The organism is Ralstonia sp. 25mfcol4.1 (assembly GCF_900104095.1).
In the GTDB taxonomy this organism is placed as follows: domain Bacteria; phylum Pseudomonadota; class Gammaproteobacteria; order Burkholderiales; family Burkholderiaceae; genus Cupriavidus.
In genome coordinates this window covers 22,575-43,824 of sequence record NZ_FNJO01000014.1, presented here as the reverse complement: position 1 = coordinate 43,824, position 21,250 = coordinate 22,575, and the positions used below count along the sequence as shown (strand labels likewise).

Here is a 21,250-nt window from a genome sequence, read left to right as displayed (position 1 = left end):
GCTGGCACGGCGCGAAGCCGCGCGCCGGGGGCGTCCGTCGGGCGCGGTTGCGTTCCCTTCACTTGCCGGGGTGCCCGGGCCGAGCGCGCCACGGCCGCCGCCGGCCGATTCCGCGATTTTGTTCGCTATCCCTCATAACTCGCGCCATTTCGCGCGATTCCGAAAGATGGCTCCGCATAAAATTCGTCCCTTGTCGTGCGCGATACCGCACGCGGCCGCTGTGGAGGTTTCTGTGGGTTCGTCAGCGATGTCTTGATGCAGTGGATCCAGAAGGGTACGAACTATGTCGAGAGATTATCGAAGGGAACTGGATGGACTGAGGGCCCTGGCGGTATTGGCCGTCATCGTGAATCATCTGGAACGGCAGTGGATGCCGGGCGGTTATCTCGGCGTAGACATTTTCTTCGTCATATCCGGGTATGTGATCACGGCATCGCTGTTTTTCCGCAGCGATCGCGGATTAGGCGACCTGCTGCTGAATTTCTACGCGCGGCGCATCAAGAGACTGGCTCCGGCGCTGATTGTTTTTGTCGGCGTCACGGCGATTGCGATCGCGTTATTCGACCCCCGCCCATGGGGGCACCTGAAAACCGGCGCGGCGGCGCTGTTTGGCCTGTCCAATATCTACCTGATCGTGCAGGCGGCTGATTATTTCAGCGATTCGACGCAACTGAATGTCTTTGTCCATACCTGGTCGCTCGGCGTCGAGGAACAGTTTTACGCGGTGTTCCCGTTCATGGTGTGGCTGCTCGGTTTCCGGCGGCTCAATGCAGGCAGGCAGGGCCGGTTTTACTGGGTGCTTGGCCTGTCTGCCGTGGCATCGCTGGCGGCATTTGTCTGGCTGGGCACAAGCAAGCCGATCGTCTCCTACTATTCGATGCCGACGCGCTTCTGGGAACTTGCGGCAGGCGCCCTGGCTTTCGGCTGGCTGAATCGACGCGACACTGACGGATCGGCCGGGACCAGTGCCTGGATTGCCGCCCTGGCGCTCGCATCCATGCTGGCAGTCCTGTTTGTGCCGGAGACGTATCACACGCTGTCGACGATCGCGGTGGTGGCAGCCACCGTCGCCTTTATCGTGGCGGTTCGGCGTGATACGGCGGTGTATCGCCTGTTGACGCTCAAGCCGGTGATCTATATCGGGCTGATTTCGTACTCGCTGTATTTGTGGCATTGGGGCGTGATTGCGGTGAGCCGGTGGACGGTCGGCGTGCATTGGTGGACCGTGCCGTTTCTGCTGGTGGCCATGTTCGGCCTGGCGGCGCTCTCGTATCACTGCATCGAGCGCCCGCTCCGGGCTGCGAACTGGTCCGCCAGGCCGTCGATCACCATCGGCTATGGGCTGGCCACGTCGGCCTGCTTGTGCCTCGCGCTGGTGCTGGTCCTGAATCCGATGAGCGGGCGACTGTATGCCGGCCGCCTGCCGGCGATGGCCGCGGTTGGCACGTCAACGCTCACCGACGCCTATTCGCTGCAGGGCACCGATTCGGTGTGGATGGGCGATCCCTGCGTGCTGTCGGATAACGATCAGGTGGGCAAGGTCATTCCGCGCAGGGCCTGTACCCTGGGTAATTTTGAAAATGCCCGGAAGCATGTCCTGGTGATCGGAAACTCGATGTCGACCGCATTTGTCCAGTCTTTCGACGATCTGGTGCTGCGGGACGGCTACTCGGTCACCCTGGTGTCGTCATGGGGTGCCTCGCCAGTCCGCGAAATCGCCAATCGTGGTGCGTGGAACCGGGCGAACGACGATTATTGGGCGCGCGTCGTCCCGGAATCGATTCAGGGGCTTCGGCCGGGCGACTGGGTATTCATGATCAATGACGTGGCCGAATTGTCCCCGAAGGTGGCAACCCCGGAGAGTATCGAGAGGCTGCAGACATTGGCGAACGGCCTGGAAGCCTTTTCGGATAATCTGGCCAGCAGGAATATCCGTCTGGCCGTCCTTCACGGCAATCCATTTGCCAGGGATGCAAACTGCGAGCCGGTATCGGCCGTCAAGCAATGGTTTTCGCCCTTCGACAGCGTTTGCAAGTTCTATACGAAGGACGACACATTGCGACGGCGCGAGAATCTGGACAAGGTGTTGCGCGGACTGGAATCGCGGAAAAAAATCAAGGTCGTGGACCTGATCGATATCTTTTGCCCGGGCACCGTCTGCAATTACAGCGCGGCAAATGGGCAGATCCTGTATCGGGATGTCTGGTCGCATCCGTCAGTCGAAGGCGCAAGGCTTTCCAGCGCGGCCATACGCAAGGTATTCGTGGCCGACATGCACTAGGCGGCGGACGGTGACGGCGGGCGGGAGCCGGCCGGCGGTGCGGCCCGTCGTCGCGCGGCCAATGCCGCACCCGTCACGTCGCTATAATCCAGCCATGTCCGGACCTGCCGTGCCGGCGCCTAGCGCCGCCGCCCAATCGATGTCATCGAATCCTTCTTCCCGCTTCCAGATCGCCGTGGTCGGCGGTGGCATTGTCGGCAAGGCCTGTGCGCTGCTGCTGGCGCAACAGGGCATGCAAGTGGTGCTGGTGGCGCCGCGCCCCGCTGGCGATACCGCGCGCACCGGCGACGATGACTGGGATAGCCGCATCTACGCGTTCTCGGCCAGTTCGCAGGCGCTGCTGGAGCGGCTGCGGGTCTGGGAGGCGCTGGACCCGGCGCGCGTGCAGCCGGTGCGCGACATGCGCATCTATGGCGACGAAAGCGCCTGCGAGACCAATCCCTCGCCGCATGGCGACCTCCATTTCTCGGCCTACGCTGCCGCCGTGCCGCAACTGGCCTGGATCGTCGAATCGGGCCACGTCGAGCGGGTGCTCGATACCGCGCTGCGCTTCCAGCATCAGGTGAAATGGTTCGACGACACGGCCGAGCAGCTGGAGCGCGACATCGACGGTGTGACGCTCACGCTGGCCAGCGGCGAGCGCGTGCGCGCCAACTGCCTGGTGGGCGCCGACGGCGCGCGGTCGTGGGTGCGCCAGCAATGCCATATCGGCACCACGCAGCGGCGCTACCGCCAGCTGGGCGTGGTCGCCAACTTCCGCTGCGAACTGCCGCATCAGGAAACCGCCTGGCAGTGGTTCCTGGGCTGCCCCGAAAAACTGATGGCCGACGAGGAATCGGCCAATGGCGAGATCCTGGCCATGCTGCCGCTGCCGGGCAACCGGGTGTCGATGGTGTGGTCGGCCGACGAGGCCCATGCGCGCGACCTGCTGGCCCTGTCGCCCGAAGCCCTGGCCGCCACCGTGGCCCAGGTGGCCAGCGGCGCCGTGGGCGCCCGCTTCGGCACGCTGCGCTGCATTACGCCGGCGCAGGGTTTTCCGCTGGTGCTGCAGCGGGCAGATCACTTCGTCCAGCCGCACGTGGCGCTGGTGGGCGATGCGGCCCACGTGGTGCATCCGCTGGCGGGGCAGGGCATGAACCTGGGCCTGCGCGACGTGGTGGAACTTGGGCGGGTGATGGCCGACAAAGAGTCGTTCCGTCATGAAGGCGACCTGCGCCTGCTGCGCCGCTACGAGCGGGCCCGCGCCACTGACCTGCTGTCGCTGACAGCGGCCACTGACGGTCTGCACCGGCTGTTTTCGCTGCCCGGCACGCCAGCCCGGGTGGTGCGGAACCTGGGCATCCGTGCGGTGGGCAGCCAGGGGCTGCTCAAGCGGTTCCTGATCGGCCGCGCACTCGGGTAGTCCGGCCGGCGCCGATCACGCGGATACCCCGAGCTTCCCGGAAAGCGCGACAATCTCGCCATCGGCGCCGAATGCGGCCAATCCCGCTTTCGGCGATTTACCGATGACATGCAAAGCCGGCACACTGACCGGCATATCGTTACCTGGAGTCAATATGTTGCAACTGTTCCGCCGCCGATCCGCACGCGTTGCCGCGATCGCCGCCCTTGCCAGCGGCGTGGCCGCAGCGGGCTATGCCCTTCACGCGCTGGCCGCGGACGAACCGGGCACGGACAAGATCAAGCAGTCGATCCAGAAGATGCTGGGCGGCCGTGCCGAGGTGAAGAGCGTGACCCGCGCGCCCGTGCCGGGCCTGTACGAGGTCAACGTCGGCGGCCAGCTGGTCTACACGGACTCCACCGGCCGCTACATCCTCAACGGCGAGCTGATCGACACCAAGACCAATACCAACCTGACCGAAGAGCGCCTGGCCGAGATCAACAAGATCAAGTGGTCGGACCTGCCGCTGACCCGCGCCATCAAGTGGACCAAGGGCGACGGCAGCCGCGCCGTGGCGGTGTTCTCCGACCCCAACTGCGGGTACTGCAAGAAGATCGAGCAGACCTTCCAGCAGATGGACAACATTACCGTCTACACCTTCCTGTACCCGGTGCTGTCGCCGGATTCGTCGGTCAAGGCCAAGCAGGTCTGGTGCGCGGCGGACCGCACCAAGGTATGGCGCGACTGGATGCTGAACCACGTGGCGCTGGTGGGTAACGGCAGCTGCAAGACGCCGATCGACGACAACCTGGCGCTGGGCCAGAGCCTGAATATCTCGGGCACGCCGGCGGTGTTCTTTACCGACGGCACGCGTATCCCGGGCGCGGCGGATGCCGCCACGCTCGAACGCAAGCTCGCAAGCCTCAAGAAATAACGACGACGCCGGACCCCAGCCGGCTGTCAGGAACGGCCGGCACTGTCCGGCCGTTTTTCATTTCCGGACACCCCTTTCCGGACGCCCCTATTGTCCATCCACAAGAAAACGGGAGACGCCATCATGACGTTCCAGGCTTTGCTGCTGACCCAGGCCGACGACAAATCCACGCAGGCGCAGATCGCCCAGCTTGACGAAAGCCAGTTGCCCGAGGACGGCAACGTGCTCGTGGCCGTCGATTATTCGACGATCAACTTCAAGGACGGCCTGGCGATCACGGGCCGCTCGCCCGTGGTGCGTAAATGGCCGATGGTGGCCGGCATCGACGGCGCGGGCACGGTGCTGGATTCCACCGATCCGCGCTGGAAGACCGGCGACCGCGTGGTGCTGAACGGCTACGGCGTGGGCGAGACGCACTGGGGCTGCCTGGCGCAGCGCGCGCGGCTCAAGGGCGAATGGCTCGTGAAGCTGCCGGACGCCTTCACCACGCGCCAGGCCATGGCCATCGGCACGGCTGGCTATACGGCCATGCTGTCGGTGCTGGCGCTGGAGCGCGGCGGCGTGAACGGCCCGGTGCGGCCCGGCGATGGCGACGTGCTGGTGACCGGCGCCTCGGGCGGCGTGGGGTCGGTGGCGATCGCCATCCTGTCCAGGCTCGGGTATCGCGTGACGGCCTCGACCGGCAAGTCGTCGGAAGCCGACTTCCTGCGCGCGCTGGGTGCCGCCGACGTGATCGACCGCGCCGAACTGGGCGTGCCCGGCAAGCCGCTGCAGAAGGAACGCTGGGCAGCGGTGGTGGATTCGGTGGGCTCCCACACGCTGGTCAACGCCTGCGCACAGGTGCGCTACGGCGGCGTGGTCACGGCGTGCGGGCTGGCGCAGGGCATGGATTTTCCGGCGTCGGTGGCGCCGTTCATCCTGCGCGGCGTGACGCTGGCCGGCATCGACAGCGTGATGGCGCCGATGCCGCTGCGCGAGACGGCGTGGAAGCGGCTGGCGCAAGACCTGGCGCCCGACCGGCTGCAGGCCATCACACGCGAGATCCGGCTGGGCGAGGCCATCGAGGCGGGCCGCAAGATCATGGAAGGCGGCATGCGCGGGCGCGTGGTCGTCGATGTGAACGGCTGACGCGCGGGGCTCGTAGATATCGCACGTCCCGGATGGTCCGGGGCGTGACGCTACAATCGTGACCATGACGCCGATCCGCTACGCCATCGCCCCGCTTCAACCGGAAGCCCACCTGTTCGCCGTGACCGTGACGGTGGACGTTCCCGACCCGGCCGGCCAGGTCTTCACGCTGCCCGCGTGGATTCCGGGCAGCTACATGATCAGGGATTTCGCACGCAACATCGTCCGCATCCGCGCCGACGCGGGCCGCGTGCGCGTGCCGCTGACCAAGCTCGACAAGCAGACCTGGCAGGCCGCGCCGGTGTCGGCCCAGGCCGGTCCGCTGACGCTGAGCTACGAGGTCTACGCGTGGGACCTGTCGGTGCGCAGTGCGCACCTGGACACGACCCACGGCTTCTACAACGGCAGCTCGGTATTCCTGCGCGTGGTGGGGCAGGACGCGCATCCGTGCACGGTCGACATCCATCCGCCCGCCGGCGAGGCCTATGCCGACTGGCGCGTGGCCACGTCGCTGCCCGAGGCCCGCGGCCCGGGCGGTGCCCGCCGCTACGGGTTTGGCCGCTACCAGGCGGCCGACTACGACGATCTGATCGACCATCCCGTGGAGATGGGAACGTTTGCGCTGGGCACCTTCCGCGCCTGCGGCGCGCAGCACGACGTGGTGTTCACGGGCCGCGTGCCGCAGCTGGACATGACGCGCATCTGCCGCGACCTGAAGCAGATCTGCGAGGCGCAGATCAGGCTGTTCGAGCCGCGTTCGGCCCGCGCGCCGTTCCTGGACAGCAATCGCCGCTACGTCTTCATGACGATGGTCACCACCGACGGCTACGGCGGCCTGGAGCACCGTGCCAGCACGGCGCTGATGTGCGCGCGCAACGACCTTCCCGTGCGCGGCAACAGCGAGACCAGCGAGGGGTATCGCACCTTCCTGGGCCTGTGCAGCCACGAGTACTTCCACACCTGGAACGTCAAGCGCATCAAGCCGGCGGCATATGTGCCGTACGATCTGACGCAGGAAACGTACACGCCGCTGCTGTGGCTGTTCGAGGGCTTCACCAGCTACTACGACGACCTGATCCTGGTGCGCACCGGGCTGGTCTCCGAGCAGCAGTACGTGGACATGCTGGCCAAGACCTGGAACGGCGTGCTGCGCGGCAACGGCCGCACCAAGCAGAGCGTGGCCGAAAGCGCCTTCGATGCCTGGACGAAATACTATCGCCAGGACGAGAACGCACCGAATGCCATCGTCAGCTACTACACCAAGGGGTCGCTGGTGGCGCTGGCGCTGGACCTGACCATCCGCGAAAAGACGCGTGGCCGCCGGTCGCTGGACGACATCATGCGCGCGCTGTGGCAACGCTATGGCCGCGACTTCTACGCGCCGGGCGCCACCCGGCGCGGCGTGACCGAAGCCGAGGTGCATGCGCTGTTCGACGACGTGACCGGCCTGCGCCTGGGCAAGCTGCTGCGTGCGCTGACCGAAGGTACCGACGAGATCGGCCTGCCGGCGCTGTTCCGCGACTTCGGCATCGTGGCCGAGCCCCAGAAGCCGAACGGCAGTGCTGCGCTGGGCATCAAGACCCGTACCGATGACGGCTGGGTGCGCGTGAGCCAGGTGCTCGATGGCGGCGCGGGCCAGCGGGCCGGCGTGTCGGCGGGCGACCTGATCGCGGCCGTGGACGGCCTGCGCGTGGCGCCGGGCCAGCTCGACAAGCTGCTGTCGCGCTACCGCCCGGGCGACCGGGCCGAGCTGCACGTGTTCCGGCGCGACGAACTGCAGGTGCTGCCGGTGACGCTGGCGCGCGAACCGGCCGCGCAGTACAAGGTCAAGCTGGAACCGGGCAAGCATGCGGGGCGAGCGCGCTGGCTGGGCCAGTAACCTGCCTGTCACGGCGCCGTGGCCATCATGGTGACGGCGCCCGCTCCCCGCCTGCCCCCGATTGATCCGTTTCTGCCCGGCTTCTAGCCTCCGCCCCATGGAATACGCGCACGACCCCCGCACGTTCCTGTTTTCGCATTACATCTACCGTGGCCTGCGGTCGGCCACGGGCGTGATCGGCCTGACACTGATCGCGATGCAGTTCATGGACCTGCCCAGCGCCATGGTGGTGTCGGTGGGTGCGCTCTGTACGAGCCTGATGGACTTGCCCAGCCCGCTGTCGCACAAGTTCAACGAGATGCTGGCCAGCGTGCTGCTGTGCACCGCCGTGACCGCGCTGGTGGCGCTGGCCACGCCGTTTCCGCGCGTGATGCCGTTCGTGCTGGTGCTGGTGACGTTCCTGGCCGGCATGATGACGGTCTACGGCAACAAGACCATGCCGCTGCAGTTCTCGATGCTGTTCGTCATGACGCTGACGGTCAACGAGGAATTCGTGGTGCGCAAGGCGCTGGAACACTCTGCGCTGTTCGGCGCCGGCGCGCTGGGCTACCTGCTGTATGCGATGACCGTCAGCTGGATCATGGAGCGCCGCACGCGCCAGCAGATTCTGGCCGAATCGCTATACGAGATGGCCGGGTACCTTGAGATCAAGGCAGCCTTCTACGACGCCGGCACCGACTACGACGAGCAGTTCAACCAGCTGGTGCGTCAGCAGATCGTGGTGGCCGAGCGCCAGCAGGCAGCCCGCGACATGGTGCTGCGCGGCAACAAGACGCCGCATGACGGGCTGCTGGTGCAGGTGCACCTGCGCATGCTCGACCTCTACGAGTACCTGCTGTCGACCAATACCGATTACGCGCTGCTGCGCCAGACCTTCGGCGGCACGCCGGTGCTGGACGGGCTGCGCCGGCTGGTGCTGGGGCTGTGCAAGGATCTGGAGGAAATCGCCTACGACGTCACGCGCGGCCGGCCGTCGTACAGCGCGTTCGACTATCGTCCCGACCTGCGCAAGGTGGAAGAGGAGATCGACCAGCTGCGCCATCACCATGTATCCCCGGCCGCGATGAACGCGCTGCGCGACACACTGGAAATGATTCGCGGCGCCATCACGCTCCTTGGCCAGCTGCACGAGGCATCGCGCACACCGGTCGAGCCGGCCCAGGTGCTGCCGGGCTCGGACATGACGCCGTTCCTGACACGGCAGAAATACGAATTCGGCGTGGTGCGCGACAACCTGCACTGGCGCTCGCCCGCCTTCCGCTTTGCGCTGCGCATCACGATGGCGGTGGCGGTGGGGCTGTGGCTGGGCGACCGGCTGCCGTATGCGTCGCACAGCTACTGGATCCTGCTGACCATCGTCGTGATCCTGAAGCCGAACTTCAGCATGACCAAGCAGCGATACAACGACCGCCTGATCGGCACGCTGATCGGCTGCATCGTCAGCGTGGGCATCCTGCGCTGGGTGCACGAGCCGCTGCTGCTGATCGGCATCCTGTACCTGGCGCTGGTGGCCAGCGCCGCGTTCGTGCAGATCAAATATCGCTATACGGCCATTGCCGCGTGCATCCAGGTGCTTATCCAGATCAACCTGCTGATCCCCGGCAGCCAGACCGTGGTGGGCGAGCGGCTGGTGGATACGGTGATCGGGGGCATCATCGCGTCGATTTTCAGCTTTGTACTTCCTAGCTGGGAATACCGGGCGATTCCGAAACTGGTCGAGAACGTGCTGCAGGCCAACCGCCGCTATATCGCGGCCACGCGCGACCTGCTGACGCGCAAGGCCAAGGATGACTTTGCCTATCGCGTGCAGCGCAAGCAGTTCATGGACAACCTGTCGGCGCTGATCGGATCGTTCCAGCGCATGCTTGACGAGCCGCGCAGCCGGCATCGCGCCGTGGACAACCTGAGCCGCTTCATCGTGCAGAACTACCTGGTGGCGGCGCACGTGGCGGCGGCGCGCATTCAGGTGCGGCAGCACTATGGCGAGCTGGATGTCCCGGCGGCGGAAGCCGCGATCGAGCAGGCTACCGATGCCGCGCTGCGGTCCCTGACGCTGGCCAGCGAACGGCTGGCAGGCGAGGAACGGCACGGCCCGCGCGGTGCCGGCTTTATCCGTACGCCGGCCGAAACGGCAGTGGCGGGGGTGGGGCTGGTGCATGAAACCGCGCCGTCACCGGCCAGGGCCGGGGCGGGGTCGCCCGCGCTGGCGCAAGAGGCTTCGGACGACGAAGCCAGCGAGCGGCGCGCCCGCATCGCCGATTCGGCCGACCGACGCAAGGCCGATGTCCTCACCCAGGCGGCCGCGGCCGGAGAGATCGGCGCCAACGAGCCGCTGCAGAAGACGCAGGACCAGCATGCCGCCACATCGGCCAGCGCATCGGGCCGCGCCGCGAATGCGCTGCTGGAACGTCGCCTGCGCGCGCTGCGGGAGGATGCGGCCAAGATCGCGCTGCGGACCGGCGCGATTGGCCGGGCGATCCGCGTGCCGCTGAAGACTTGAGGCGTTCGGCTGCCGCGACGGTTTTCTCCCCGAAGATTCACGCCGCGGCGGTTTTCTGCCCTCTCCCGCGCGCGGGAGAGGGGCGGGGAGAGGGCAGGCGCATGGAGTACAAACCCGGCTCGGCAAGTGCGACACGCTTGCCCTTTCCCCCCAACTCCTCTCCCGCAGGCGGGAGGGCGAGCGCAACCCACATCCCTCACCCCTGCGCTGCAGCGCCGCCGTTCTCCTCTTCCGGCAGCGTCAGCATCCCGCTGTTGAACGAATAGCCATACACCTCGCCGTAGCGGCCCCAGTCGATGGCGATCCTGAGCACGCGCTCGGCTTCCTCGGGCTTCAGGTAGGCCTCCATCGCGCGCAGGATCGCTTCTTCGCCAACTTCGCCGTTCTCGCTCTGCTCCAGTTCGCGCCGGATGTGCGCGGCCAGCGCCACATGGGCCAGCAGCTGCTTGCCGAACAGCACCTTGCGCTCGGGCGGCTCGGTCTCGTAGTAGCTGCGGCCCAGCGCCGTGGCCGTGATGTCGCCGCGCTCGATCGTGACCAGGCCCAGCAGCTGCATGGCTTCGCAGGCGGGCAGCAGGTCATCGTCGGTCAGGCCGGCTTCCTCGGCCAGGTGCGGCAGGTCGGCGCGGCCGAAGAACGGCGACTCGTGCAGCAGGTCGAGCACGGCTTCCATCTGGCTGATATCGGCGTCGGGCAGGCGATAGCCGATCGGCGCGGCGGCCTGGGCCGGCACGCGCGGCCCAAGTGCGGCGGGCGACGTCATCAGCGTGTAGACCTCGTCGACCAGCGCGCGCACCTGGGCGTCGTCGCGGTTGCGGGGGCGCGGGAACGGCACCGGCACCTCGGCGCGCACCCGGCCCGGATCGCTGGACAGGATCACGATGCGGTCGGCCATCATCACCGCTTCCTCGATGTTGTGCGACACGATCAGGATGCTCCTGATATTGGCGCGGCCCGATTCCCAGAGGGCGAGCATCTCGTCGCGCAGCGTCTCGCCGGTCAGTACATCCAGTGCGGAGAACGCCTCGTCCATCAGCAGCAGGTCGGGCTCGGTCACCAGCGCACGGGCGATACCCACGCGCTGGCGCATGCCGCCCGACAGCTCGCGCGGCAGCGCGCTGTTGAAGCCCGACAGCCCGATCATGTCGATGGCCGCCTCGGCGCGGCGCGTGCGCTCGGCGCGGGCCACGCCCTGCGCTTCGAGCCCCAGTTCCACGTTCTGCTGCACCGTCAGCCACGGGAACAGCGCGAATGACTGGAACACCATCGCGATGCCTTCGGCCGTGCCGGCCAGCCGCCGGCCACGAAAATGCACCTCGCCGCGATCGGCCCCGACCAGGCCGGCCATGATGCGCAGCAACGTTGACTTGCCCGAGCCCGACTTGCCAAGCATGGCCACGATCTCGCCTTCGCGCAGGGTCAGGTTCACGCCTTCGAGCACGGCGCGGTCGGTGTGGTCTGCGGTGCGAAACATCTTGCCCACGCCGCGCAGGTCGATCACCGGATGGGCGTTGTCTTGCAGTGCCATCGTAAATTCCTTAGTTCCGGGCTTGCATGCCGGGTGTCAGAGCCGGGTGCGGGCCTGCGCGAGGTCGTAGAGCCGGTTCCACAGGAGCCGGTTGAAGCCCACCACGAACAGCGCCATCACGCCGATGCCCAGCGCAATGCGCGGAAAGTCGCCGCGCGCGGTCATTTCGGCGATGTAGCTGCCCAGGCCCGTGGCCACCAGCGTGCGGTCGCCCCACGTCACGTATTCGGACACGATGCTCGCATTCCACGACCCGCCCGCCGCCGTCACCAGCCCGGTCAGCAGGCTCGGGAACACGGCCGGCACCAGAAAGCGCCGCCACATCAGCCAGCCCTTGAGTCCGAAGTTGCGCGCCGCCAGCCGCAGTTCGGTGGGAATGCCCGACGCGCCGGCCACCACATTGAAGAGGATGTACCACTGTGTGCCGAAGATCATCAGCGGGCTGAGCCAGATCTCGGGGTTCAGGCCGAACCTGGCGATGGCCATCACGGCCAGCGGGAACATCAGGTTGGCCGGAAAGGCCGCCAGAAACTGGGCGATCGGCTGGGCGATCCGCGCCAGCGACGGATTCAGGCCGATGCGGATGCCCACCGGCACCCAGACCAGTGCGGCCAGCGCAATCAGCACGATCACGCGCGCCATCGTCAGCGTGCCCAGCCACAGCACATGCGCGGCCTCGGCCCAGCCCACCTCGCTGTGCACGAAGTGAAACACGCGATACAGCGCGGCCAGGGCGATGGCGATGATGATGGCGTCGCGCAGGCGGTCCAGCCATGGCGCCCAGCGCACCGGCGCGGCGGGCAGCGCCACCACGTTGCGATGGCGAGCGCTCCAGGCCAGCGTGCGGCCAGCCAGCGCGGCGGTGCGCTTCAGCACCGCATGCACCCAGGCCGACCGGCGCAGCAGATTGAGCAGCCACGACTGCGGCACGGTGTCCTGCGCCAGCGTCTCGAAGCGGAAGCGGTCAGCCCAGGCCACCAGCGGGCGGAACAGGAACTGGTCGTAGAGCACGATGCCCACCAGCATCGCCACGATCGCCCAGCCGATGGCGGCCAGGTCCTGCTGCTGGATGGCCAGCGCGATATACGAGCCGATGCCCGGCAGGCGGATGTCGTGGCCGGACACGGCAATGGCCTCGGACGCCACCACGAAGAACCAGCCGCCCGACATCGACATCATCATGTTCCACAGCAGGCCCGGCATGGCGTAGGGCACTTCAAGCCGCCAGAACCGCTGCCATGGCGACAGCCGGAACATGGCCGCCGCTTCGAGCAGGTCGCCGGGAATCGTGCGGAACGACTGGTACAGGCTGAACGCCATGTTCCAGGCCTGCGAGGTAAAGATCGCGAAGATGGCCGCGCATTCCACGCCGGCCAGGTTGCCGGGGAACAGCGCGATAAATCCGGTGACGGTGATCGACAGGAAGCCGAGGACGGGGATCGACTGGAGGATGTCCAGGGCGGGCACCATCACCTTTTCGGCGGTGCGACTGCGCGAGGCCAGCGCGGCAAACGCGAACGAGAACACCAGCGACGCGCCCAGCGCGGCCAGCATGCGGATGCTGGTGCGCATCAGGTAGTAGGGCAGCCATGCCACGTCCAGATGGATGGCCAGCGACTCGCCCGGCTGGTAGGGCACGTCCATCTGGCGCGCGGCATACGCCACGATGACGATGGCGGCCAGGATGATCGGCAGCAGCGCGAAGTCGAAGCGGTTCGGCGGGGCGGTCAGCAGCGGCCCGACGTAGCCGGGCGCTTGGTTGTTGTTGGGCGTTGGTGGCATGGCGCGGCCTCGGTCGTGTGTCGTGCGCCATGCCCGCTCCCCCAGCTCCTCTCCGGCGAGGCGGGAGAGAGGCTGGGGGAGAGGGCGAAGGCATCGTATGCTGACGTCCTAACGCCCAACCGGGCTAGGTAGTTTACCTAGGGGATGAAACGAATCATGACAGCATCGACGGAAACCTGGCAGCTCGTCGCCCACGGCCGCGTCCAGGGCGTGGGCTACCGCGGCAACTGCGCGGACCGGGCAAGGGCGCTCGGGCTGGGCGGATGGGTGCGCAATCGCATGGATGGCACGGTGGAAGTCATCGCCACAGGCCCGCGGGAGCACCTGGAAGCACTGCGGTCATGGATGGAGCAGGGCCCGCCGGCCGCACAGGTGTCCCGCGTGGACGTGAAGGCGGCGCCGCACGAAACCTTCGATGGTTTCGAATGGCGCCCGACCGCCTAGGTTTTCTGCCAGTCGATCCCGGGCCGGCCGTGGCGTTCGAGCCAGTCGTTGGCCTGTTTGAAGTGCCCGCAGCCCAGGAACCCGCGATGCGCCGATAGCGGCGACGGGTGTGGCGCTTCCAGCACGCAGTGGGTCTGGCCTTCCAGCAGCGCGCGTTTGGCCTGGGCATGGCTGCCCCACAGCATGAACACGAGGTTGGGCCGCGACATGGCCAGCGCGTGGATCAGGCAGTCGGTCACGGCTTCCCAGCCGCGCCTGGCGTGGCTGGCCGCGTTGGCCTGCTCCACGGTCAGCACCGTATTCAGCAGCAGCACGCCCTGGCGCGCCCAGCCTTCGAGATTGCCAGAGGCGCGCACCGGCTCGCCACCATATTCGGCGGCGATTTCCTTGAAGATATTGCGCAGGCTCGGCGGCACCTTGATGCCATCGGGCACCGAGAACGCCAGGCCGTGCGCCTGCGGCATCTCCACGCCGCCGACCGTGCCGGTGCCGTGATACGGGTCCTGGCCCAGGATGACGACCTGCACCGCGTCGGGCGGCGTCAGGTGCAGCGCGTGGAATACGGCGTGCGGAAAGACCGGCTTGCCGGCGGCGCGCTCGCCATCGACGAATTCGCACAGCGATGCCCATTCGGCATTGCCCAGGCACGGCGCCAGCAGCTTGCGCCACGCGGCGGGCAGGGCATCGACCTGATCTTGCAGGCAGTCGACGGTCGGGGCGGGTTTTGAAGTTTCGGTGACGAAGAGGTCAGCTTGCATCGGGCGCGTCGGTAAGTCGGTAGCCGCGAGCGGCCTTGCTGAGATCCATGGGGACAAGCGGTGCCACGTGGCCCAGTCGCTGGCTGAAGGCGTGCAGCACGGCTTCGGCGCGGGCTTCGTCCTTGTCGGACTGCGCGCCTTTTTTCGGCAGCCATTCGAGTTCCAGTTCCTGGATGGGCTCGGTCCGGGCGATGCCGGGCGCGCTGATGGTGCCGGTATCGATGGCGGCCTCGATGCGCTCGCCATCCTGCTCGACGATCCACGTGCGGCGCACGAAATCGGTCCGGAAGACCGGCGCCAGCCGGTCGGCCAGCGGCGCCACCACGGCGCGGGCGGGGGCCTCGAAGCGGTCCGGTTCGATGGCTTCGCCGCCGATCTCGGTTTCCCACTCGTGGCGCGCGGCCAGGCCGCCACCGCTTTTGCCGGCGGTCTTCAGCGTCTGCAGCCACTGGCTGTCCTTCCGGCGCAGCCGCAGCGCGGCGCGCGCACGGGCAAGCTCGCGCGTGGGCGTGTCCAGATAGACGTTCAGCATCGTCACTTCGCCACGCGCCTCGCCATGGGCGTCGAGCCACGCCGCCACGGCCGCCAGCGCGGCATCGGGCAGGGCCAGCTTCAGTTCGATCTCCTTTGCCATCGCCGTGCTCCGTCGTGGGTCGGTCAGTCGTGGATCGGTTGCCGGACGAATCGTCGTTCAGCCAAACAGCCGCGCCAGTTCCACACCCGGTTCGGGCGCGCGCATGAATGCTTCGCCCACCAGGAAGGCGTGGACGTTGGCGTCGCGCATGCGCTGGACGTCGGCGGGGCCCAGGATGCCCGATTCGGTCACCACCAGACGGTTGTCCGGCATGTGCGGCAGCAGGGCCAGCGTGTTGTCCAGCGACACCTCGAACGTGCGCAGGTTGCGGTTGTTCACGCCCATCAGCGGCGTCCGGAGCTTCAGCGCAGCGTCCAGTTCGTCTTCGCCATGCACTTCCACCAGCACGTCCATGCCCAGTTCCAGCGCGCAGGCTTCCAGCTCGGCCATCAGGCCGTGGTCGAGCGCGGCCACGATCAGCAGGATGCAGTCGGCGCCCCAGGTGCGCGCTTCGTAGACCTGATACAGGTCCATCATGAAGTCCTTGCGCAGGGCCGGCAGGTCGCAGGCGGCGCGGGCGCGCTTCAGGTAATCGGCGTGGCCCTGGAAGAAGTTCACGTCGGTCAGCACGGACAGGCAGGCTGCGCCGTGCGTGGCGTAGCTCTCCGCGATGGCTTCGGGCACGAAGTTCTCGCGCAGCACGCCCTTGGACGGCGACGCCTTCTTGACCTCGGCGATCACCGCGGCGTGGCCGGCGGCAATCTTCTCGCGCAGCGCGCGCTCGAAACCGCGCGGCGCCAGGCCGGGCTCGCCGCGCAGGCTCTCGGCCTCGGCGCGCAGGCTCGGCAGGTCGCGCTTCTTGCGCGCCGCGTTGACTTCGTCGGCCTTCACGGCCAGGATCTTTTCGAGAATGTCGGACATGGCGATTTACTTAAATTGCTGTGTGGCGCGCACGAACTGGTCGAGCTTCTCGCGGGCGGCGCCGCTGGCGATGGCTTCGCGCGCACGCTGGATGCCGTCTTCGATCGAACTGGCCACATTGGCTGCGTAGAGCGCGGTGCCGGCGTTGAGCGAGACGATCTCGCGCGGCGTGCCCGGTACGTTGCCCAGTGCTTCGAGTAGCATTTCCTTTGATTCGGTGGCATCGGCCACCTTGAGGCCCCGATTGGAGATCATCGACAGGCCGAAGTCTTCCGGATGGATCTCGTACTCGCGCACTTCGCCATCCTTCAGTTCGCCCACCAGCGTGGCGGCGCCCAGCGACACCTCGTCCATGCCGTCCTTGCCGTAGACCACGATGGCGTGTTGGGCGCCCAGGCGCTGCATCACGCGCACCTGGATACCGACCAGGTCAGGGTGGAACACGCCCATCAGGATGTTCGGCGCGTCGGCCGGATTGGTCAGCGGGCCCAGAATGTTGAAGATCGTGCGCACGCCCATTTCCTTGCGGATCGGCGCCACGTTCTTCATGGCCGGGTGGTGGGTGGGTGCGAACATGAAGCCGATGCCGGTCTGCTCGATGCACTGCCCCACCTGCCCGGGCGTGAGCATGATGTTCACGCCGAGCGCCTCCAGCACGTCGGCGCTGCCCGATTTGGACGAAACGCCACGGTTGCCGTGCTTGGCGATCTTCGCGCCAGCGGCGGCGGCCACGAACATCGACGCCGTGGAGATATTGAACGTATGCGACCCATCGCCGCCGGTGCCGACGATGTCGACGAAGTTCTGGCGGTCCTTCACATCCACGTGGTTGGCAAACTCGCGCATCACCTGCGCGGCGGCCGAGATTTCGCCGATGGTTTCCTTCTTCACGCGCAGGCCGGTCAGGATGGCGGCGGCCATCACGGGGCTGATCTGGCCCTGCATGATCTGCCGCATCAGGTGCAGCATTTCGTCATGAAAGATCTCGCGGTGCTCGATGCAGCGCGTCAGCGCTTCCTGTGGCGTGATGGACATGGCGGGCTGTTCAATATTGTGGGCGGCTGGATGGTCGGAGGAGTAGGCGGTGTAGTCAGTGCGCCTCATCGTGGCGCCTTGATGAAGTTGGCCAGCAGCGCATGGCCGTGCTCGGACAGGATCGACTCGGGGTGGAACTGCACGCCTTCCACGTTCAGCGTCTTGTGGCGCACGCCCATGATCTCGCCGTCCGGCGTCCAGGCCGTGACTTCCAGGCAATCGGGCAGCGTCTCGCGCTCGATGGCCAGCGAATGATAGCGCGTCACGTCGAAGTGCTTCGGCAGACCCGCGAACACGCCTTCCTGCGTGGTTTCGATCGTGCTGACCTTGCCGTGCATCACCTGCTTGGCGCGGATCACCTTGCCGCCGAATGCCTCGCCGATGGCCTGGTGGCCCAGGCACACGCCAAGCAGCGGAACCTTGCCGGCAAAGTGCCTGAGCACCTCGACCGAGATGCCGGCCTCGTGCGGGCTGCAGGGGCCCGGCGACACGCAGATGTGGTCCGGCTTCAGAGCCTCGATCTCCTCGATCGAGATTTCGTCGTTGCGATAGGTCCGCACGTCGGCGCCCAGTTCGCCAAAGTACTGCACGAGGTTGTAGGTGAACGAATCGTAGTTGTCGATCATCAGCAGCATGTCATCTCTCCCGGGGGCTCAGAGGTCGGCGTCCAGGCCGTCCTGGACCTGTTCGGCGGCACGGATCACGGCGCGCGCCTTCGCCTCGGTTTCCCTCCATTCGGCCTCGGGGTCCGAGTCCGCCACGATGCCGGCCGCGGCCTGCACGTAGAGATTGCCGTCCTTGATCACGCCGGTGCGGATGGCGATGGCCAGGTCCATCTCGCCGCCGAACGACAGGTAGCCCACGGCGCCGCCGTAGATGCCGCGCTTGCGCGGTTCCAGTTCGTCGATGATTTCCATCGCGCGCACCTTGGGCGCGCCCGACAGCGTGCCGGCCGGGAAGGTGGCACGCAGTACGTCCAGGTTGCTCATGCCCTCGCGCAGCGTGCCTTCCACCGAGCTGACGATGTGCTGCACGTGCGAGTACTTCTCGATCACCATCTTGTCGGTGACCTTGACCGAGCCGGTCTCGGCGATGCGGCCGATGTCGTTGCGCGCCAGGTCGATCAGCATCACGTGCTCGGCGATCTCCTTGGGATCGTTGAGCAGTTCCGTGGCCAGCTGGGCGTCGCGGTCGGGGGTGCTGCCGCGCGGACGCGTGCCGGCCAGCGGGCGGATCGTGACGATGCGCGCGGTCTCGGTGTCGCCGTTCTGGGGCGTGCCGACCTTGCGGGTTTCCTGGCGCACCAGGATTTCGGGCGACGCGCCCACCACCTGGAAATCGCCAAAGTTGTAGAAATACATGTACGGCGACGGATTCAGCGAGCGCAGCGCGCGGTACAGCGACAGCGGCGAGTCGCGGTACGGCTTCACCAGGCGCTGGCCCACCTGCACCTGCATCATGTCGCCGGCCATGATGTATTCCTTGGCCTTGTGCACGGCCGTCAGGTAGTCGGCCTTGGCGAATTCACGATAGACCTCGGTCTGCACCGACGGGCTGGTCACCGGCACATCCACCGGCTGGCGCAGCTTCATGCGCAGTTCGCGCAGACGCTGGCGGGCGCGGGAATAGGCTTCCGGCGTGGTCGGGTCGGCGTAGACGATCAGGTAGAGCTTGCCGGACAGGTTGTCGATCACGGCCAGTTCTTCGCACAGCAGCAGCTGGATATCGGGCAGGCCCAGGTCGTCGGGCATCTGCTTGTCGGCCAGCTTCTTTTCGATATAGCGCACGGCGTCGTAGCCGAAGTAGCCGGCCAGGCCGCCGCAGAAGCGGGGCAGGCCCGGGCGCAGCGCCACCTTGAAGCGGCTTTCGAACGCGGCGATGAAGTCCAGCGGGTTGCCCTCGTGCGTTTCCACGACCTTGCCGTCGGTCACCACCTCGGCGCGCTGGCCATAGGCGCGGATCAGCGTGCGCGCGTGCAGGCCGATGAACGAGTAGCGGCCGAAACGCTCGCCGCCCACTACCGATTCCAGCAGGAAGGTATTCACGCCGCGCGTCTGGGACTGCGCCAGCTTCAGGTACAGCGAGAGCGGGGTTTCCAGGTCGGCCAGCGCCTCGGCAATGATCGGGATGCGGTTGTAGCCCTGGTCGGCCAGCGATTTGAATTCCAGTTCGGTCATGTCGATCCTCTACTTGCGGCGCCGGCCAGTATGGTCGGGTCGGGCGGCACCGTGATGTCGTCTGCGGGATGGGAGGGCAACAAGCTGCATCAACCCGCCTCCCCGGGGGGCGGACCGTGGCGCACACGCGAATCGATGCGCTGCACACGGCCAGGGGCGGCGCGTGGCGCGTTCTCGAGGCTAACCGTAGCACAGGCGCAAGCAGGAGCAACCGGAACTACGGCGCTGGCGGAAGGATCTGCCGGGGAGGCCGGTCGTCAGGACATCTGGACCGGTCCGGCGGAGCCTGGGTGGGAGGAATCCGCAGACCGCGGAAGTCCGGGCGACCCAGGCCCGTCAGGAAACTCGCGAACGCACTTTACGCCTGTTCAGAGGCGCGCCAGCGACGCCAGGGCCAGGCCTGCCGATCACTGCCAGAAAAGATGCGTTTGCGGTTGAGGAACATTGATGGTGTTCGGGGATTAACCGTGATGGTTTGACCGGTGTGCAGCAAGGATCGCTGCCACGCGGGCAATGTCGGCGACTATACCATCGGCGTCAACGCCTTGTACAGGGTTCCCATGGTTGTAGCCATAGGGCATCAAGAGCACGCCCATGCCCGCCGCCCGGGCCGCGCGGGCGTCGTTTTCGGAGTCGCCGATGGCCAGCACGGCGGCCGGTTCCAGGCGGAATGCCTCGGCCACCTTGAGCAGCGGGTAGGGGTCCGGCTTGCGCAGCGCAAAGGCATCGCCGCCGTAGACCAGCTCGAAATACTGGGCCAGGCCGGTCTTGGCCAGCAGCGGTTCCGTGAAATTCCACGGCTTGTTGGTCACGCAGGCCATGCGCAGGCCAAGCGCCTTCAACGCCGCCAGGCCCTCGCGGACATTGGGGTAGACATTGGAGAACTGGCCGTTGATGCGCACGTACTCGCGGTCATAGAGCGCGTAGGCGTCGGCAAACAGGCCGTTGGCGTGCAGCGGGCTGAAGCGGGCGTCCAGCACGCGGCGGATCAGGTTCTCCGACCCCTTGCCGACGAAGCTGACGATTTCCTGTGCGGACATCGGCTCCACCGGACCGAGGTGCGGATGCTGGTGCACCAGCGCCAGCAGCATCGCGTTGACCGACGCATGGAAGTCGCCGGCGGTATCGACCATGGTGCCGTCCAGGTCGACGATCACCGCCTGGATGCCGCGCCAGTCGGTGCGGCGCAGGATTTCGCTCGTCATCGTCCGGGCCCGCCTTACTTGCCGACGCCGGCCAGCACGTCGCGGAACTTGCCGATGATGCCCTTGTAGCCGCCGTCGGCGTCAGGCTTGCCGAACACGGCCGAGCCGGCCACGAAGGTGTCGGCGCCCGCCGCCGCGATCTCGGCGATGTTGTCCGGCTTTACGCCGCCGTCCACTTCCAGCAGGATCTGGCGGCCGGTGCGGGCCGTGTAGGCGTCGATCCGGGCACGCACGGCGCGCAGCTTGTTCAGGGTCTCGGGGATGAACGACTGGCCGCCGAAGCCCGGGTTCACGCTCATCAGCAGGATCACGTCCAGGCGATCCATCACGTGGTCCAGGTGGTGCAGCGGCGTGGCCGGGTTGAACACCAGGCCGGCCTGGCAGCCGTTGTCGCGGATCAGTGCCAGCGAGCGGTCGATGTGATCGCTGGCTTCCGGGTGGAACGTGATGATATTGGCGCCCGCCTTGGCAAAGTCGGGAATGATGCGGTCCACGGGGCGCACCATCAGGTGGACGTCGATCGGGGCGGTCACGTGCGGGCGGATGGCCTCGCAGACCAGCGGGCCCACGGTCAGGTTGGGCACGTAGTGGTTGTCCATCACGTCGAAGTGGATCCAGTCGGCACCGGCCTCGGTGACGCGGCGCACTTCCTCGCCCAGGCGGGCAAAGTCGGCGGAAAGGATGGACGGGGCGATGCGGTAGGTGGGCTGGCTCATGGCTGGT

General features: G+C 66.9%; 17 protein-coding genes. 7 read left to right on the top strand and 10 right to left on the bottom strand.

Annotated elements, in window-relative coordinates; translation table 11 throughout:
• Nucleotides 1-283 precede the first annotated feature (283 nt).
• From BLQ58_RS21960 to BLQ58_RS21935, 6 genes are all read left to right on the top strand, one after another.
• Nucleotides 284-2,281 carry an acyltransferase family protein gene (locus tag BLQ58_RS21960; RefSeq protein WP_029050691.1) on the top strand — a complete coding sequence of 666 codons (1,998 nt, stop codon included), beginning with the start codon at nt 284-286 and terminating at the stop codon, nt 2,279-2,281.
• Nucleotides 2,282-2,375: 94 nt separating this feature from the next.
• On the top strand, nt 2,376-3,683 hold the full coding sequence (locus BLQ58_RS21955; RefSeq protein WP_049815788.1) for a UbiH/UbiF family hydroxylase: 1,308 nt from the start codon (nt 2,376-2,378) through the stop codon (nt 3,681-3,683).
• A gap of 154 nt (nt 3,684-3,837) precedes the next feature.
• The gene (locus BLQ58_RS21950; protein ID WP_029050689.1) at nt 3,838-4,596 is read left to right on the top strand and encodes a DsbC family protein; all 759 of its coding nucleotides are present in this window, start codon (nt 3,838-3,840) and stop codon (nt 4,594-4,596) included.
• Between the two features lie 123 nt (nt 4,597-4,719).
• Nucleotides 4,720-5,724 carry an acrylyl-CoA reductase (NADPH) gene (locus tag BLQ58_RS21945; protein WP_029050688.1) on the top strand — a complete coding sequence of 335 codons (1,005 nt, stop codon included), beginning with the start codon at nt 4,720-4,722 and terminating at the stop codon, nt 5,722-5,724.
• 64 nt (nt 5,725-5,788) lie between these two features.
• The gene (locus BLQ58_RS21940; protein ID WP_029050687.1) at nt 5,789-7,603 is read left to right on the top strand and encodes a M61 family metallopeptidase; all 1,815 of its coding nucleotides are present in this window, start codon (nt 5,789-5,791) and stop codon (nt 7,601-7,603) included.
• Nucleotides 7,604-7,700: 97 nt separating this feature from the next.
• Nucleotides 7,701-10,103 carry an FUSC family protein gene (locus BLQ58_RS21935; protein ID WP_029050686.1) on the top strand — a complete coding sequence of 801 codons (2,403 nt, stop codon included), beginning with the start codon at nt 7,701-7,703 and terminating at the stop codon, nt 10,101-10,103.
• A 196-nt stretch (nt 10,104-10,299) separates the two neighbouring features.
• Here BLQ58_RS21935 and BLQ58_RS21930 read toward each other — a convergent pair whose 3' ends face one another.
• Both BLQ58_RS21930 and BLQ58_RS21925 read right to left on the bottom strand, forming a co-directional pair.
• On the bottom strand, nt 10,300-11,631 hold the full coding sequence (locus BLQ58_RS21930; protein ID WP_029050685.1) for an ABC transporter ATP-binding protein: 1,332 nt from the start codon (nt 11,629-11,631) through the stop codon (nt 10,300-10,302).
• 36 nt (nt 11,632-11,667) lie between these two features.
• Nucleotides 11,668-13,413 (bottom strand): ABC transporter permease, encoded by a 1,746-nt coding sequence (locus BLQ58_RS21925; RefSeq protein WP_029050684.1) that lies wholly within the window; start codon nt 13,411-13,413, stop codon nt 11,668-11,670.
• Nucleotides 13,414-13,569: 156 nt separating this feature from the next.
• Here BLQ58_RS21925 and BLQ58_RS21920 point away from each other — a divergent pair, with 156 nt between their 5' ends.
• On the top strand, nt 13,570-13,857 hold the full coding sequence (locus tag BLQ58_RS21920) for an acylphosphatase (RefSeq protein ID WP_029050683.1): 288 nt from the start codon (nt 13,570-13,572) through the stop codon (nt 13,855-13,857).
• Here the strand turns inward: BLQ58_RS21920 and BLQ58_RS21915 are convergent.
• The 8 genes from BLQ58_RS21915 to rpe form a co-directional block, all read right to left on the bottom strand.
• Complete coding sequence (locus tag BLQ58_RS21915) at nt 13,854-14,615, bottom strand: uracil-DNA glycosylase (RefSeq protein ID WP_029050682.1); 762 nt, start codon at nt 14,613-14,615, stop codon at nt 13,854-13,856. The genes BLQ58_RS21920 and BLQ58_RS21915 overlap by 4 nt on opposite strands.
• A complete protein-coding gene (locus BLQ58_RS21910) occupies nt 14,605-15,249 on the bottom strand; it encodes a CYTH domain-containing protein (RefSeq protein WP_029050681.1) in 645 nt (214 codons plus the stop codon). The genes BLQ58_RS21915 and BLQ58_RS21910 overlap by 11 nt, the downstream gene beginning before the upstream one ends.
• Nucleotides 15,250-15,306: 57 nt before the next feature.
• The gene (trpC, locus tag BLQ58_RS21905; protein ID WP_029050680.1) at nt 15,307-16,110 is read right to left on the bottom strand and encodes an indole-3-glycerol phosphate synthase TrpC; all 804 of its coding nucleotides are present in this window, start codon (nt 16,108-16,110) and stop codon (nt 15,307-15,309) included.
• 6 nt (nt 16,111-16,116) lie between these two features.
• Nucleotides 16,117-17,145: an anthranilate phosphoribosyltransferase gene (gene trpD / locus BLQ58_RS21900; protein ID WP_049815791.1), complete on the bottom strand. Its 1,029-nt coding sequence runs from the start codon at nt 17,143-17,145 to the stop codon at nt 16,117-16,119.
• 65 nt (nt 17,146-17,210) lie between these two features.
• On the bottom strand, nt 17,211-17,780 hold the full coding sequence (locus BLQ58_RS21895) for an aminodeoxychorismate/anthranilate synthase component II (RefSeq protein WP_029050678.1): 570 nt from the start codon (nt 17,778-17,780) through the stop codon (nt 17,211-17,213).
• 18 nt (nt 17,781-17,798) lie between these two features.
• On the bottom strand, nt 17,799-19,322 hold the full coding sequence (gene trpE / locus BLQ58_RS21890) for an anthranilate synthase component I (protein ID WP_029050677.1): 1,524 nt from the start codon (nt 19,320-19,322) through the stop codon (nt 17,799-17,801).
• 461 nt (nt 19,323-19,783) lie between these two features.
• Nucleotides 19,784-20,527: a phosphoglycolate phosphatase gene (gene gph / locus BLQ58_RS21885; protein WP_029050676.1), complete on the bottom strand. Its 744-nt coding sequence runs from the start codon at nt 20,525-20,527 to the stop codon at nt 19,784-19,786.
• Nucleotides 20,528-20,541: 14 nt separating this feature from the next.
• The gene (gene rpe, locus BLQ58_RS21880) at nt 20,542-21,243 is read right to left on the bottom strand and encodes a ribulose-phosphate 3-epimerase (protein ID WP_029050706.1); all 702 of its coding nucleotides are present in this window, start codon (nt 21,241-21,243) and stop codon (nt 20,542-20,544) included.
• Between the last annotated feature and the right edge of the window lie 7 nt (nt 21,244-21,250).